Source organism: Campylobacter sp. BCW_4338, assembly GCF_001763255.1.
Classification (GTDB): Bacteria; Campylobacterota; Campylobacteria; order Campylobacterales; family Campylobacteraceae; genus Campylobacter_D; species Campylobacter_D jejuni.
Genome location: NZ_MJYJ01000014.1, coordinates 44,386 through 60,663, shown reverse-complemented (window position 1 = coordinate 60,663; position 16,278 = coordinate 44,386). Strand labels below are relative to the sequence as shown.

The following is a 16,278-nucleotide window of genomic DNA, read 5'->3' as shown; positions in this document are numbered from 1 at the left end:
TTTAAATTTTTGGAACAGTTATTGCTTTTGTTTATTAGCAATGTTTGAAAAGATTTTAACTTTAATACTTTAGAGGAAAAAAATGAGAATTACAAATAAACTTAATTTCACAAATAGTGTGAATAATTCTATGGGTGGTCAAAGTGCTTTATATCAGATATCTCAACAACTTGCTTCAGGTTTAAAAATACAAAATTCATATGAAGATGCAAGCATTTATATAGATAATACGCGTCTTGAATATGAAATTAAAACATTAGAACAAGTAAAACAAGCAACAAACAGTGCAAAAGAAATGACTCAAAACAGCATGAAAGCTTTGCAAGATATGGTAAAACTTCTTGAAGATTTTAAAGTTAAAGTAACTCAAGCTGCAAGTGATGGGAACTCTCAAACTTCAAGGGAGGCTATAGCAAAAGAATTAGAACGCATAAAAGAGAGTATAGTTCAGCTTGCAAATACTAGCGTTAATGGTCAGTATCTTTTTGCAGGCTCACAAGTTGCAAATAAACCTTTTGATTCCAATGGTAATTATTATGGAGATAAAAATAATATCAATGTAGTAACTGGAGCTGGAACTGAAAGTCCTTATAATATACCTGGATGGGATTTATTTTTCAAAGCAGATGGAGACTATAAAAAACAAATTACTACTAATATCAGTTTTACAGATAATCGTTATACAGATAAAGATAAACAAGAATATTTAAACGGGGATTCTGCTTGGAAGCAGCTTATCGGGCAAAATTATGTAAAAGATGGAAAATTAGATCCGGATATAGATTTTGAAGATAAAGACCGAAAACTTAATTTTCCACCTTCAACACTCTATGTTCAAGGAACAAAACCAGATGGAACAAGCTTTAAAAGTGCAGTTTTAGTAAAACCAGATGATAAAATAGAAGATGTATTAGAGCAAATTGGTGCACTTTATGGCAACACTGCTAATAATAAAGTTGTAGAAGTAAGCATCAATAATAGTGGTCAAATTCAAATCACAGATTTAAAACAAGGCAATAATAAATTAGACTTTCATGCCGTAGCCTATACTCCACAAATGGACAAAACAGAAAGTTTCAAAGCAATGGAAAAATTTGTTAAGGATAATGATCTTAACATGGATAATGTTACCAATGCTGTTATGCAAGAGGCTATGAAAAATGGTGATATTACCAATCCAACTAGTCCAGTTACTATTAAATTAACAGGAAAAGATGGAAAAGAGCAAGAGTTTACCTTTAGTTTAGCTCAAACTGATTTTATTAAAAGCAATATGACTGATTCAGCTGGCAACAAAGCCAATGGTGCAGATTATGATAATGTTTATTTTGAAAAAGATGGAAATACTGTTTATGGTAATGTTTCTCAAGTTATTAAAGGAAGTAATGCTTATGCAACTGATTCAACCAAACTTAGCGAGGTAATGGCAGGAAATAGTCTAAATGGTACTACTTTAAATTTAAAAGTCAATTCCAAAGGTGGAAATTCTTACGATGTTACTATAAATTTACAAACTTCAACTGTAAGCTATCCTAATCCTAATAATCCAGGTCAAACCATAAGTTTTCCTATAACCCATACTGATCCTGCAACTGGAAATAGTGGAGTTGTTACAGGATCAAATGATATTACTTATGGTCAAATCAATGATATTATAGGTATGTTTGCCGCAGATAAAATTCCAACCCAAAGCATAACAGCTACAAATGGAAAAGTTGATGCAAATGGTTATAATAGTTTACAACAACTCATGAAAGATTCTCAAGCTACTGTTGATGTAAGCATGGATTATAAAGGTCGCATTAGCGTTACCGATAAGCTATCCTCAGGAACCAACATAGGAATTTCTTTAAGTGATTCTCAAAGTGGACATTTTCCGCAACCACCTTATACTACAACTGCGCAAGTAGAGAATGGTCCAAATTTTAGTTTTAGTGCCAATAATGCTTTAGTTATAGATGAACCAAATGTTGATCTTATAAAAGATTTAGATACTATGATAGATGCGGTTTTAAGTGGTAATATGAGAGCCGATGGAAATTCGGCCGATCCAAGAAATACCGGAATGCAAGGAGCTTTAGAAAGACTCGATCATTTAGCAGATCATATCAGCAAGCTTAATACAACCATGGGAGCTTATCATAATACTATAGATGGTGTCAATACTCGAGTAAATTTCTTAAGCGTAAATGTGCAAAGCATTAAGTCAAATGTTATTGATGTAGATTATGGTGAAGCTATGATGAATTTAATGCAAGTTCAACTTGCATATCAAGCTTCTCTTAAGGCTAGTACAACAATTTCTCAACTTAGCTTATTAAATTATATGTAAAAATTTATGGTATAATTTGGCTTTGATTTTATTTTTAAGGAAAGAATATTAAAAAAGAAGCCATTTTTACCAGCTCTACACTTGTTATTTTTTATATTTGTCTTTGTATGCTAGCACCTAGCATGGGAGAATGGGTTTACAAGGCTAATTTATTTTTATTTGGAGAATTTGGGTATTATTATCCATTTTTTTTACTTGTGTTAAATTATCTTTACTATAGAAAAAATTATAAAATAGAAAATTTTAAGCGTAGAGAGCTTTTTGGTTTTTCTTTGGCCTTTTTTTCTACTTTGCTTTTATTTTCTGTCTTTTATAGAGAGTTTGGGTATATTTTAGAAATTGTATATGGATTTTTTTCTATAATCTTAGGACATACAGGGAGTGGAATTTTTGCTCTTTTACTTTTGCTATTTTCTTTGATCTTATTGTTTCCGAAATTTGCAAAAGAAATTTTAAAAATAGAATTAGATTTTACTTTTTTATTAAAAGTAGAGCAAGCTTTTAAATCTTTACTTATGCGTGTATTTGGCGGAGAAAATGAGAAAGAAGATGTAGGTAAATCAGAACCTATGGCTCCAAAATTAAATATTTTGCAAGATAGTATTTATGAGAATTTGCAAATAAATAAAAAAGAAAAAACCAATAACTTAGAACAGATAATCAAAGATTGCAATATCAATGCAAGTAAAAATTCAATTACCACAGCTAAGGAAAACTTTGAAAAACTAAAAAATCAAATTTTAGATGAAACCATAGAGATTGATACACAAAGCTTAAAAGAATCAAGAAGTTTTGTTTATGAGCATTCTCAACAAGTGCGAAATTTCGCACAAAAGGCTAGCAAAATGAGCATTAGCCTTGATGAAGATTTTAATTTTATTTCAGAAGAAGGGGTAGATATGATTCCTGAACGTTTTTTAAAACCTAAAAAACTTGAAGATATAAAGCAAATAGATACAAATAAAAATTTAGATGAGCCAAGTTATAAGCGTAAAAATATTGAAATTCCAGTTTCTAAACAGGAAGTTAAACCAAAAATTTTCACAAAAGAGCTTGAACTTAGAGAGAATTTGATAAAAAAAGAAAAACTAGAACAAGAATACAAAGCCTATCAAAATGAAATTTTAGAAAATAAAGTAAAACAAGAAATTAAAAAATTAGAAGAATATGATGCGATAAATTCAAGCGATATTATAGAAGGGAATAAATACAGTTTTAATAACTCAAAGACAATCAAAACAGAAACAGAAGAATCAAACAAAATAAATGAAAATAAAAATCCAGATAAAGCAGACAATATCTTCGAATTTACTCCTATTGTAGAAGAGTTAAATCATCCTTATATAGAACCTACTCCTATAAAAAATATAAATGAAATAGTTATAGAAGAAAAAAATACACTCGATTTTATCCAAAATACAGAAATTAAAATCGATAATGAAAAAACAAATGATCAAGAAATTAAACTTCAAAAAGCAGTTTTAGCCAAAGAAATTGCTATTAACCAAGCTTTATTGCGTGAAATAGAGCAGGGTGAGATAGAAAAACCAAAAGATTTCACCTTGCCACCATTAGATTTTTTAGCTAATCCAAAAGAGCATAGACAAGAAATCAATGAAAGTGAAATAGATAAAAAAATTTATAATCTTCTTGAAAAGTTGCGTCGTTTTAAAATAGGTGGCGATGTTATAAGCACTTATGTTGGTCCTGTTGTAACTACTTTTGAATTTCGTCCTAGCGCAGATGTAAAAGTAAGTCGTATTTTAAATTTACAAGATGATTTAACTATGGCTTTAATGGCAAAATCAATCCGTATTCAAGCTCCAATACCAGGAAAAGATGTTGTAGGCATAGAAGTCCCAAATGATGAAATTCAAACTATTTATCTAAGAGAAATTTTACAAAGCGAAGTTTTTAAAAATGCTAAAAGTCCTTTAACTATAGCTTTGGGCAAAGATATAGTAGGCAATGCTTTTGTAACCGATCTTAAAAAACTTCCGCATTTACTCATCGCAGGAACTACAGGTAGCGGTAAAAGTGTGGGGATAAATTCTATGCTTTTAAGTCTTTTATATCGTAACTCTCCTAAAACCTTGCGTTTGATGATGATAGATCCTAAGATGCTTGAATTTAGCATTTATAATGATATTCCTCATCTTTTAACTCCTGTTATCACAGATCCAAAAAAAGCAGTCAATGCACTTTCAAATATGGTGGCTGAAATGGAAAGACGCTATCGTTTAATGGCTGATGCAAAAACCAAAAATATAGAAAATTACAATGAAAAAATGAAAGAATTAGGTGGTGAAGAACTTCCTTTTATTGTAGTAATTATTGATGAACTTGCTGATTTGATGATGACTGCGGGTAAAGATGTAGAATTTTACATAGGAAGACTTGCACAAATGGCAAGAGCAAGTGGAATTCACTTGATTGTAGCTACACAACGACCTTCTGTTGATGTTGTAACAGGACTGATCAAAGCGAATTTACCAAGTAGAATTTCTTATAAAGTAGGGCAAAAAATTGACTCTAAAGTTATTTTAGATGCTATGGGTGCCGAGAGTTTACTTGGAAGAGGGGATTGTTTATTTACTCCTCCTGGAACAAGCTCTATAGTGCGTTTGCATGCGCCTTTTGCAAGCGAATTTGAAATAGAAAAAATCGTGGATTTTCTAAAGGATCAACAAAGTGTAGAATATGATGAAAGCTTTTTAAAAGATCAACAAAGCATGGGAGTTACAACAAATGAAAGCTTTGATGGGGAAGTAGATGAGCTTTATGAAGAAGCTAAAAGAGTAATCTTAGAAGATGGAAAAACAAGCATTTCTTATCTACAACGCCGTTTAAAAATCGGCTATAACCGCTCTGCAAATATTATTGAACAACTTACGCAAAACGGGATTTTAAGCGAACCTGATGCCAAAGGACAAAGGGAAATCTTGTAAGATTTTTCTTGTATTTTTGATATATAAAACTGATTACAAAAGAAGAAATTTAAAAAGAAAAAGCCCCGTAAAAAGGGCTTAAAAATTATTTATCTCTAAGATTTAATTCAGTAATTAACTTACTATAAGAATTATAATCTTTTCTTTTAAGATAAGATAAAAGTCTTTTTCTTTGACCTACAAGTTTTAGAAGTCCTAGTCTTGATGAAAAGTCTTTTTTGTAGATTTTTAAATGTTCTGTAAGTTCTGCAATTCTTGCAGTTAAAAGAGCTACTTGAACTTCTGTTGAACCAGTATCACCTGGTTTTTTAGCGAATTTCGCAACTATTTCTGCTTTTTTGGCCGAATCCAAAGCCATGATAGACCTCCTGATTGGTAAAATAATAAAATTAAAGAACTGTAATTTTATCTTAAAAAGCAAAAAATAAACTGAATTTATCCTTTTTAGAAGGTTTTGTCAAAATTTAAGTCTTTTTCTAAGAATTATTTATTATAATTACAGCTATTTCTATAGTTATAATAAGGAGAATCTGTGCTATTTACCAAAGCTAGCGAATACGCTTTACTTTCTTTAATTTATATTTCTCAAAAAGAAACACCTCAAGATGTAGATTCTTTAGCTTTAGAGCTTGATATTCCCAAAAGTTTTTTAGCTAAAATTTTACAAACTTTAGCTAAAGATGGTTTGTTAAAATCCTTTAAAGGGGCAAAAGGTGGTTTTGCATTAATCAAAGAACCAAATCAATATACTATAAAAGAAATTGTTAATAGTGCTGAAAAAAAGGATATCAGTGTATTTGAATGCAGTGGTGGTACTTGTCCAAATAATAAAGAAAAAAATTGCACCTTAATGCCTATGTTAGTAAATTTACAAAATAAAGTAGATGAATTTTTAGATTCTATTACTTTAGAAGATATTATGAAAAATAATGGCAAAAAATAAAATAGTCGATTTAGTTTTTCCTTTTTTGGGGCCTTTAATTGCTCCTGTTTTAAAAGCTAAAAGCTTAACTATTGTTGGTTTTTTAGTTTGCATTTTAGCTATTATCATAGTTCCTTTACCAAGTCCTATTTTGGACTTTTTCTTAGCTTTAAGTATAGCTTTATCAGTATTAATTATTTTAATTTCTATTTATATACCTAAACCGACAGATTTAACAACTTTTCCAACTTTAATCTTGATTATTACTTTATTTAGACTTTCTTTAAATATAGCTACTACGAGGATGATTTTAAGCGAAGGGCAAAACGGCCCTGAAGCTGTGAGTGAGATTATAGCAGCATTTGGAGAATTTGTTGTTGGTGGAAATATGGTCATTGGTGTGATTGTATTTTGTATCTTAGTATTAATTAATTTCATGGTTGTAACAAAAGGTAGTACAAGGGTTTCTGAAGTACAAGCAAGATTTACACTTGATGCAATGCCGGGTAAACAAATGGCTATTGACGCGGATTTAAATGCAGGACTTATCGATGAACAAACCGCTAGAGCAAGACGTCAAGAAGTTATTGCTGAAGCAAACTTCTATGGTGCAATGGATGGTTCTTCTAAATTTATCAAAGGAGATGCTGTTGCAGGAATTATCATAACTATTATAAATATCATAGGTGGTTTTTTAATAGGATCTTTTCAGCACGATATGGCTTTAAGCGATGCTGCATCTACTTATACTATTTTAACCATAGGCGATGGACTTGTATCGCAAATTCCAGGGCTTATTACTTCTACTGCAACCGCTATAATTATCACTCGTGCAAGCAAAGATGAGGAAAATTTTGCAGAAGGAACTTTAACTCAACTTTTAAGTGAATATCGCACACTTTTAATAGTAGGTTTTGTACTTTTTATCTTTGCGTTAGTACCTGGTTTGCCAACTTTATCCTTGGGCTTTATGGCTTTAGTTTTTTTAAGTCTTGGCTATCTTACCAAGCAGGTTAAGGAAGGTAAAATTGATATAACCACAGTTAAAAAAAGCAAACCAAGTGCCGCAGCTGCATCTCAAAGTGGAGCAGGTGGGACAACGGCAGCACCTGCTAAGAAAAGCGAAGAGGAAATTCTCAAAGAAGAAGAGCACAAGATTAACGACATACTCAAAGTTGAAATTTTAGAACTTGAACTTGGATACGGACTTATTAAGCTTGCTGAAAACGAACTTACAGAAAGAATTCGCTCAATGAGAAGAAGTATTGCTGAAAGTTTAGGATTTTTAATGCCAAAAATAAGAATAAGAGATAATTTAAGACTTAAACCAAATGAGTATAGTTTTAAACTCAAGGGCGTGTCTATAGCAAGTGCTGAAATTTATCCGGATAAATATTTAGCCATGGATAGTGGTTTTATCACAGAAGAGATAGAAGGGATTGCTACAAAAGAACCTGCTTTTAACTCTGATGCACTTTGGATTGATGCGAATTTAAAAGATGAAGCAACATTAAATGGCTATATAGTAATAGATCCTGCAAGTGTTATTTCAACACATATGAGCGAACTTATCAAAGCACACGCAAGCGAACTTCTTACACGCCAAGAGGTGCAAAATCTTCTTGATAAGGTTAAAAATGATTATCCAATCATTGTAGAAGGTGCTTTAGGTGTTGCACCTGTAAGTCTTATTCAAAAAATTCTCAAAGACTTGCTTAAGCATCACATACCAATTAAAGATATGCTTACTATTTTAGAATCTGTAAGCGATATAGCAGAAGTAAGCAAGAGTTTTGATATGATTATTGAACATGTAAGAGCGTCTTTAGCTAGGATGATTACAAATATGTATTTAGATGATAAAGGAAATTTGGATATTTTTATCTTAGACTCTGCTAGCTCTGCAGTGTTAATGGAAAATGTACAATTTAGAGATGGAAGTTATCACTTGCCTTTAAGTGTAGCTCAAACAGGCACTTTAGTAGATACTCTAAGGGCTGAAGTTGCCGCAGTAGCAAATGGTCGTATCAAGCCTTTTATACTTTGCGTTGAACCGCAACTTAGAAAATTCATTGCTGATATTTGTTATAATTTTAGCATTAATATAGTAGTGTTAAGTTTTGCAGAAATTGCAGAAAATACAAATTTTAATACCGAGGGTATTATTAGGATAGAACTTTAAGGAATATAATGAAAATTTATCATCTTTCGCACACAGATCTTGATGGTTATGCTTGTCAATTTGTAGTAAATTTTTATTTTAAAAATGTGAAATTTTATAATTCTAATTATGGTAAAGAAATTAATGAAAATTTTAACTCTATTATAGGCGATATAGAAAAAGATGAAAATTTCGGAAAAGCTATTATTCTAATAACAGATTTAAATTTAAATTTAAATCAATGCGAAGAATTTGATAAAATTTGTAAAGAGAAAAATATTAAAATTTTTCTTCTTGATCATCATCAGAGTGGCGAAGAATGTGCTCAAAAATATTCTTGGTATTTACTTGATTCTAAAAGATGTGCAACTAAAATCGTTTATGATTTTTTCTCTAAAATCTGCACCCCAGTTTTAAAACTTTCAAAATTTGTTGATGTAGTTAATGCTGTTGATATTTGGCTAAGCGAGGATGAAAATTTTGAACTTGGAAAGGTTTTTTTAGGCTTGATTGCCAATGCAAAAGAAATAAATCGCGTGATGTTTAAAGAATCGCAAATTGATTATATGTTTTTCTTGCTTGATAAGGCTTGGAAATTTATAGGAAAAGAAAATGCGAATATTTTACTCGATAATGCTACTCATTTTATAAAAAAGGATTATTTTGCCAGAAAAAATGATGATACTCTTTCTAATTTAATTTCTTATTTTGTAGTTGAAAAACTAAGTGAGCTAAAAGAAAATTTCAGTATAGAATATGAAGGCCATAAAGGCATCTTAACTTCAAATATAGGCAATACTTCTGTTATTGGAAATGATTTTTTAGTAAAAAATCCTGATTATGACTTTTTTATTGATGTTAGTTCTAGAAAAACCTTAAGTTTTCGTGCAAATGGAAAAATAGATGTAAGTTTAATGGCTAAAAATTTAGTAGGTGGTGGTGGACATAAAAATGCTAGTGGTGGACTTTTTGCGACATTTAAAGATGGAGCAAATTATAATCATATTAAGGCTCAAATTATTGATTTAATTAAAAGCAAAGAACTTAAAAAGGAAAACAATGAATCAAAACAATAATAAAACCTTAAAAAATGAACTAGAAGATTTACAATATGAGCTTAGCATAGTTTTAGAAGCTATGCTTTTATACGCTGGAGTTAAAAGAGAAAAATTAGAAAATGCAATAGAAGCTTATATCGATAATATAGATAATGTGCTCGAAAATTCGAACAAAGAAGGGGTTGATGAAATTTTAGAAGTCGTGGAATTTCTAAAAAATAAATACAAAGATTTTTTTCAATGAAAAAGTGTATTTTATTTTTTTTTAGTTTATATTCTTTAAGTTTTGCTAATATTTACGAAAAATTAAATGATTTTGCTTATGAAAAAAAACCGAACAAAGATTTTAAGATTCAAGAAGTTAAATTAGTACAATTTTCACAAGAAAATAAAGATTGCCTTGAGCTTTTAATAGAAGCTGGTCAAGTTAGAATTTTAAATAGCTATAACTCTTGTCAAAAATTATCTAAAGATAAAAGTTTTCAAAAATTTCTTAATGAAGATTTTTTAAAACTTTATAAAAATAATGGATACTTGATTAATGAAAATTTACAAAATTTGAAAAATACCATGCAAGATATTATGATATATTATAAACTCCGATATTCTTTTAGTAAAGATGTAAAAGATATGAGTAAAGATAAGAATTTGGATGTTTTAAATATAGATGAAAAAGATGGTGGTACTTTGCTTTATAAAATCAACAATCAAGCTTGCGTTGGAATAGAACTTACAAGACATGACTCAAGAATGGCTATGAAAATATACGGAATAGAAAATTTGGATAAAGAGTGCAAACTATTTATCCAATCGCCTTCTTTTAAAGATCTTTCTTACACAAAAAAAGATTTTAAGTGGTATTATTTAGAATAAACAAATGCTTTAATTTTTAAATAAAAATTTTTAAAAATCGCACTTAAAGTAAAAGTATCTTGTCTTCCAAGATTTTGAAAAACGCAGTTATCTAAGTCTTTTTTTTCTTGAATGCTTAAATTTTTCATTAAACCAACCTTTAAAAATATTGCAAACTTCAATTTTATCAAAAAAACTTTATTTTTATTTTAAAGTTTTAATTATAAGGCAAATAAATATTGTTTTAAGAATTTGAAGTTTTTTATTGAAATATTATTAACTTTTATTGACTTTTTTGAAGCAAAGTTATATACTGAATTCGAATTAGACAAATTTAAGGAGGAAAAATGATGAATAAATTTTCTATAGTTTTAACTTTGTTGTTATGTGGAAGTTGTGCTTTAGCCTTAGATCCAAATTTGGAAAAAACTAAGAGTGCAACAGGCATTGATCTACCTACTGCCAAATGGAATTTACCTAAGGCTTTAAATGAAGATGGTACCATAGATGAAACTAAAATGCCAAAAAATTCAGAATATAGCAAAATGGTTATTTTGGGAAATAAAATTCTTAATGAAACAAGCAAATATGTAGGTCCACAGGCCAAAGATCCTAAAAAAAGATTTGCGGGAAATAATCTTTCTTGTTCAAGTTGCCATGCTAATGGTGGAAGTGTACAAAATCAATCAGGTTTTGTAGGAATTTGGGCAAGATTTCCACAATATAATGCCAGAGGAGATAAAGTAATTACCTTAGCAGATAGGATCAATGGCTGTTTTGAACGCTCTATGAATGGCAAAAGAATGCCTAGTGATGCGCCTGAAATGAAAGCCATGCTAACTTATATGCAATGGTTATCTCAAGGAGTTCCAGTAGGAGCTAAGATAGAAGGGCAGGGGCTTAAGAAGATAGATTTCATCTCGAGAGCAGCTGATCCTAAAAAAGGTAAAGCAATTTATATGGATAAATGTGCCGTTTGTCATCAAGAAAATGGATTAGGGCTTAAAAATGAGGATAGCGCAGGCGCGTATTATCTTTATCCACCACTTTGGGGCAATGATAGTTATAATACAGGAGCTGGAATGTATCGTCTTATCAAAGCTGCTTCTTATATTAAAGAAAATATGCCTCAAGGTGCGCCTGACTTAAGTCTTGAAGATGCTTATGATGTAGCAGCTTACATGAATTCACAAGCCCGTCCTATTAAAGCAAATAGAGATAAAGACTTTCCAGATAGAAAGGTTAAGCCTTTGGATATGGATGTAGGACCTTATGATGATAGCTTTTCTACAACCCAACATCGCTATGGACCTTATACAAATATGATCAAAAAATAATTTTAAGGCAATTTTTATTGCCTTAAAAAATTTATTATTTCATATTACTTAATTTTTTAACTAGATCTTCTAAATCTTGCATCGAATTGATTGCACTTGGGTTAATTTGATATTTTCCATTAACAACAAAAGCAGGGGTGCCATAGGTTTTAGCTATATCATTAGCTCTTTGAAACTCGCTTAAAATTTCTTTAGCTTTTGGGGTATTTAAAAAATTTAATACTTCATTTTTATTTACATTCATAGCCTTTAAACCTATGTCGTAAAATTCATCTAAATTCGAAAAATTTCTTTGCTTGTTTAAAAAATAAGAAACAAAATAAACATCAGCAAGTTTATGAGATAAACTATCAGAATAACTCGCGTCTTTACCATTTTGCTCATCTTTGTATTGAGCAAAGGCAAAAAGATCATTCATTTCTTTGGAAAAATCTCCATTCATTAAACTTACAGGATAGAGTTTAAAATGTAAATTTGGAAAAGCTTCTCTTAGTTTTTCAAGGGTTCCAAATTTATGATGATTATAACAATGTATACATTTATAAGAAAATGCTTCTATTACACTATTTTCGGAGTTGGGTAAATTTGGATTAAGAGTAATAAAACTATTATTTGCTAACGCAAAACTTGAGCAAAATACAAGCGCTAAAACAAATTTGCAAAAAAAATTACGCATACTATATCCTTGATTAAATAAAATTTTCAGAGATAATTTTATTTAAAAAAAATAAATAAGCCCAAATTTATTTTTGGGCTTATTGTTTTATTTTTTAGGATTGAATGCTTGATCAACGCTAAAAGGCATTGCTTGATAACCCGTGCCTGAACCGCTAAATTGAATTTGAACCGAAGGCTCCTTAGCACCCCAGTTAAATTCATCAATTTCAGGTTTTGGCTCTCCAAGACTTACACCTTTGCTAAGATCAAAAGCCATTCCAGCTGTTGCGCTATAAACCATAATAGAATCTTTATCTGGTTCATATTGAGTTAAAGAAGTTACAGGAGAAAACCATTCATTTCCACGATTTTTACCATATTCCCAAATTTGTTCCACAGTTTTATTTTGCTGATCGATTTTATAAATTACAGCACGAGAATATTTTTGACTTGCAAACGCAGGTTGTTCAGCTCCTCTTGCATCACCATTATCAAAAACACTTATATAAATATAACGCTTGTTTGATTTACTATCAATTCTCCAGCCTGTATGCTGTGTCCAAGTGAAATCAAATCCACCATTTTCATTTTCATAACCTGGGCATTTGCTGTAATCATCATCGCAAACAATTTTTTTGCCATTTTTATCTACAGGTTGTAATAAATATTTTTGAAATTCTTTATTCCATCCTTTATGTGCCCCTAAAATCCATTTTATTTTTTTATCACGACCAATTTTAACAACAGCACTTTGATGGCGACTAGAAATAATAATACTATCATCACTTGGATCATAATCAACGCTATTTACATGAGCCCAATTCCTACCTATACCTGTACCTGCTATATCTCCAAATTTTTCGCTTTCATCCATTTTGGCAAGCTCTTCATCGCTTAAAGTTTTACCCGCTTTGCTTGCATCTATATTTAAACACACTGCACCTTGATCTAAAGCTTTGATAATAGTACTTCTATAAGGATCTAAAATCTCATACAATCTCCAATCATCAACAACATTACCATTCTCATCTACTTCTATAATAGTATCACGCACTGTGCGTACATGCTTACCATCTGGACGCAAAGTATTTGCTGAAGCTACTCTTAATAAATAATGCCCATTTTTCATATTGTCCATAGCATGAGAAAAATCTATATAGGTAGCAGGTAATTTGCGATTGAAAATTTCTCTTCCTAAGATATCGTATTTTACATATCTTTGACCAAATCCCCAAGTTAAAGCTCCATCTTTGTTTTGATGAAAACCCATCATAATTCCACGATTGTAAATATTATCCCAGTTCATTAGTTTATCGTTATCAAAATACCATCTGATTTCACCCTTAGTATCTATGATAAAGACATTTGAATTTTCATCCCATTCCATAGCACCACCTACAGGATTATTCCATACAGATTGTGAGCCTTTGCCAGATTGTTTTCCAGGAGCATTATTTACTAAATATAGCCTATCTGAAAATTTTGGATCCATTTTTAATACTTTCACATTTTCAAAAGGAGTTCCTCTTTGATCAGTACTTCCACTTGGTTCTATGCTAACCCCTGGAGTTGTAATTTTATAAATCTCATCAATGACTTTTTGACTTTTACCATTTGCAGTTTTAGTATAACTTACCTTTACTGTATTTAAATAAGAAGGATAAAGTCCAAAAATAGGAATTCCACCATAAGTCTTAGCCATTTTAGAATTCACATTATAAGAAATAGTTTGACCATTTGGTTTAGGAACAATGGTTACTTTTATATCACTTAAGACATAACCATTATCCATAATAATAGCGGTCAAAGGAGACAATCCATAAGGATTCATTTTAATCGCACCTATTTGTCCTTGAATTTGCCAATCTATTTTCGCTCCACTAGGGCCACCCATGGCCATTAAAGCATTAGGTGCAAGTAGGGTAGAACCCGCCAAAAGTGCCATACAAAGAGTTTTGCTAAGTCTCATGATCAATCCTTTAAAATTATTTAAGCCATCCTAAGATAGCTTAATAAAATTTTAATAATACACAACAAAAATAATTTGTTGCGTATTTTAAGAGTATCTTTAAATGACTTGATTTAAATGATTTAAACTAGCTATATTTTGATTTGGATTTTTTGGTTCGCCTATAAATTTAAGCACCAAAACCAAAATAACAATCACCAATGCAAAAATTTTAGCATTAGGTTTATTTTTATCTAAAACATAGGCTATAAACATTGCAAAAAGCACAATAAAACAACATAAAAATTCTATAAGACAGCAAATTGCCATATTCATAAACTTTAAACTAGGAATCAAATACCAACCATTGCTATAAAGCCCATTTTCAAAATTAGGTGGAGTTCCTATAAAAAATTTTTGAAAAGCATTAAGATGATTATAAGCATTTTCTGGAACTACAGGGGTATCCATCCCACATTCTCCTGTTGGCAAAAACCAACTAGGAGCCCACTCATGCAAAGGTAAATTAAATGGATAAATAGGAATTTCACGACATCCATCTACACCTGCAAAAGGATTTTCAGAATGAACCACTTCATGAATATGATTTAAAGTTATACAATGCTCCAAGCCAAGCCAAATTCCATAAAAAGCTAAGCCATAAGAAAAAAATTTTATAATATTATTTTTAGGGTTGATTAATGCAATCATACCACCTATAGCCATAATAAGCATATCAAATCTTATATACACACATTGTTCGCAAGGTTCCATAAAAAGATATTCTTGAAATAAAAAATGCGCTATACAAGTAAGCCCTATAGTAACTATAATCAAAATTAACCAAGGTTTGCGCGTATCTTGCCATTTGGAAAGTGAAAAATTTCTGCAATTATCTTTCATTTTTATACAACTCATTTTTGCTTGCTAAGTTCTTTAGTAATTTCAATCAAAGCCTCTGGAGAGTTGATTGCACTTGGAACGATTTGATATTTTCCATTAACAACAAAAGCAGGGGTGCCATAATTTTGCGAAATAGGATTGGCAATTTCATAACTTTTTAAAAGCTCTGCAGCCTCTGGAGTTTTTAAGAAATTTTCAAAATCAGCTTTACTTACATTCATTGCTTTTAAACCGACACTATAAAAAGCTTCAGGATTTTTACCATTTTCCCATCTTTGTTTTTTCTTAAAATATGCATTAAAATAAGCTTCAGCAACTTTATGAGTTAAGCTATTTTTATCCGTAGGATCAGCTTTATTTACACCATCTTTAAATGCTGCAAAAGCAAAAATTTCATTAGCTTGCTTTCCATAATCTCCCATAGAACTTACAGGATAAAATTTATAAGTTAAATTAGGTAATTTTTCTTTAACTTTACCCATGGTATTAAATTTGCGATGATCATAACAATGAGTACAGCGATAAGAAAAAATTTCAATCAATGAATTATCAGCGTTAGCAATAGGATTTTTAAGAATTACATATTCTTTACCTTCACTTAATGCACTGGCACTTATACCTGCTAAAAAAGCACATACAACAATAGATCTTGCTAATTTTACTGGAAATTTCATTACCTTCTCCTTGAAATTTGGTTTTGATAAAACTTTTTATTAAGTTTTTATGTAATAACCATTATAAAACTATTAAAATAAAAATATTCTTAAAAATTTTATAACTAAGAATATTTACTTTAACTAAAAATCAAGAATAGGGGATTAAAAAATTGAATGCACAAGTTATCATTTTTATATATATTTTGATAATAATATAAAATAATTTAATTTTTAAATATTCTTTATAGTTTTCAAGAAAAATAAAATATAATTTTAATTTACAAAATAAAATTATCAATTTTTTACATTATATTTTATGGATAAGTTTATTTCACTCAAAAGGTAAAATCATAAAAGTATGTAAAAATAGCAGCTTAATCTATATCAAAGTAGAATAATCTAGGTGTATATAAAAAAGTTTGAAAATTACAGTTTTCAATACAAAATTATAAATTTTACATATTTTTACCTTTTATCATATCTTTTTATGATTGATATAAGATT

14 protein-coding genes are annotated in these 16,278 nt (G+C 30.1%); 8 read left to right on the top strand and 6 right to left on the bottom strand.

Features of this window, described 5'->3' with window-relative positions; genetic code table 11:
* Positions 1-82 precede the first annotated feature (82 nt).
* Together flgL and AJN69_RS01235 are read left to right on the top strand one after the other, a co-directional pair.
* Positions 83-2,332, top strand: coding sequence for a flagellar hook-associated protein FlgL (flgL, locus tag AJN69_RS01240; RefSeq protein WP_070274807.1), 2,250 nt, complete (start codon positions 83-85; stop codon positions 2,330-2,332).
* 107 nt (positions 2,333-2,439) lie between these two features.
* Positions 2,440-5,280 carry a DNA translocase FtsK gene (locus AJN69_RS01235; protein ID WP_070239651.1) on the top strand — a complete coding sequence of 947 codons (2,841 nt, stop codon included), beginning with the start codon at positions 2,440-2,442 and terminating at the stop codon, positions 5,278-5,280.
* Between the two features lie 85 nt (positions 5,281-5,365).
* On the opposite strand, the gene rpsO is transcribed toward AJN69_RS01235, so the two are convergent.
* Entirely contained in the window at positions 5,366-5,638 is a 273-nt protein-coding gene (gene rpsO / locus AJN69_RS01230) for a 30S ribosomal protein S15 (RefSeq protein WP_002852579.1), read from the bottom strand.
* 174 nt (positions 5,639-5,812) lie between these two features.
* On the opposite strand from rpsO, the gene AJN69_RS01225 reads away from it, so the two are divergent.
* From AJN69_RS01225 to AJN69_RS01205, 5 genes are read left to right on the top strand one after another with little or no spacing between them, the layout of a single operon-like run.
* Positions 5,813-6,223, top strand: a complete 411-nt coding sequence (locus tag AJN69_RS01225) for an RrF2 family transcriptional regulator (protein ID WP_002861509.1) — start codon at positions 5,813-5,815, stop codon at positions 6,221-6,223.
* Positions 6,210-8,384 carry a flagellar biosynthesis protein FlhA gene (gene flhA / locus AJN69_RS01220; RefSeq protein ID WP_002852599.1) on the top strand — a complete coding sequence of 725 codons (2,175 nt, stop codon included), beginning with the start codon at positions 6,210-6,212 and terminating at the stop codon, positions 8,382-8,384. Before AJN69_RS01225 ends, flhA begins: the two co-directional genes overlap by 14 nt.
* A gap of 8 nt (positions 8,385-8,392) precedes the next feature.
* Positions 8,393-9,439 carry a DHH family phosphoesterase gene (locus AJN69_RS01215; RefSeq protein WP_044779242.1) on the top strand — a complete coding sequence of 349 codons (1,047 nt, stop codon included), beginning with the start codon at positions 8,393-8,395 and terminating at the stop codon, positions 9,437-9,439.
* Complete coding sequence (locus AJN69_RS01210; RefSeq protein ID WP_002852415.1) at positions 9,423-9,665, top strand: hypothetical protein; 243 nt, start codon at positions 9,423-9,425, stop codon at positions 9,663-9,665. Before AJN69_RS01215 ends, AJN69_RS01210 begins: the two co-directional genes overlap by 17 nt.
* Positions 9,662-10,294 carry a hypothetical protein gene (locus AJN69_RS01205; RefSeq protein ID WP_002861507.1) on the top strand — a complete coding sequence of 211 codons (633 nt, stop codon included), beginning with the start codon at positions 9,662-9,664 and terminating at the stop codon, positions 10,292-10,294. The genes AJN69_RS01210 and AJN69_RS01205 overlap by 4 nt, the downstream gene beginning before the upstream one ends.
* On the opposite strand, the gene AJN69_RS09980 is transcribed toward AJN69_RS01205, so the two are convergent.
* Positions 10,282-10,422: a hypothetical protein gene (locus tag AJN69_RS09980; protein WP_044779243.1), complete on the bottom strand. Its 141-nt coding sequence runs from the start codon at positions 10,420-10,422 to the stop codon at positions 10,282-10,284. The genes AJN69_RS01205 and AJN69_RS09980 overlap by 13 nt on opposite strands.
* A 201-nt stretch (positions 10,423-10,623) precedes the next feature.
* On the opposite strand from AJN69_RS09980, the gene AJN69_RS01195 reads away from it, so the two are divergent.
* Complete coding sequence (locus AJN69_RS01195; RefSeq protein ID WP_044779283.1) at positions 10,624-11,610, top strand: c-type cytochrome; 987 nt, start codon at positions 10,624-10,626, stop codon at positions 11,608-11,610.
* Positions 11,611-11,644: 34 nt separating this feature from the next.
* Here the strand turns inward: AJN69_RS01195 and AJN69_RS01190 are convergent, their stop codons facing one another.
* The 4 genes from AJN69_RS01190 to AJN69_RS01175 all read right to left on the bottom strand — a co-directional run bounded on the left by AJN69_RS01190 (position 11,645) and on the right by AJN69_RS01175 (position 15,792).
* Positions 11,645-12,286 carry a thiol:disulfide interchange protein DsbA/DsbL gene (locus AJN69_RS01190; RefSeq protein ID WP_044779244.1) on the bottom strand — a complete coding sequence of 214 codons (642 nt, stop codon included), beginning with the start codon at positions 12,284-12,286 and terminating at the stop codon, positions 11,645-11,647.
* Positions 12,287-12,373: 87 nt separating this feature from the next.
* Positions 12,374-14,236, bottom strand: coding sequence for an aryl-sulfate sulfotransferase (locus tag AJN69_RS01185; RefSeq protein WP_070287795.1), 1,863 nt, complete (start codon positions 14,234-14,236; stop codon positions 12,374-12,376).
* Positions 14,237-14,335: 99 nt separating this feature from the next.
* Positions 14,336-15,133 carry a protein-disulfide oxidoreductase DsbI gene (gene dsbI, locus AJN69_RS01180; protein ID WP_070274809.1) on the bottom strand — a complete coding sequence of 266 codons (798 nt, stop codon included), beginning with the start codon at positions 15,131-15,133 and terminating at the stop codon, positions 14,336-14,338.
* Complete coding sequence (locus AJN69_RS01175; RefSeq protein WP_070274810.1) at positions 15,130-15,792, bottom strand: thiol:disulfide interchange protein DsbA/DsbL; 663 nt, start codon at positions 15,790-15,792, stop codon at positions 15,130-15,132. Before AJN69_RS01175 ends, dsbI begins: the two co-directional genes overlap by 4 nt.
* Between the last annotated feature and the right edge of the window lie 486 nt (positions 15,793-16,278).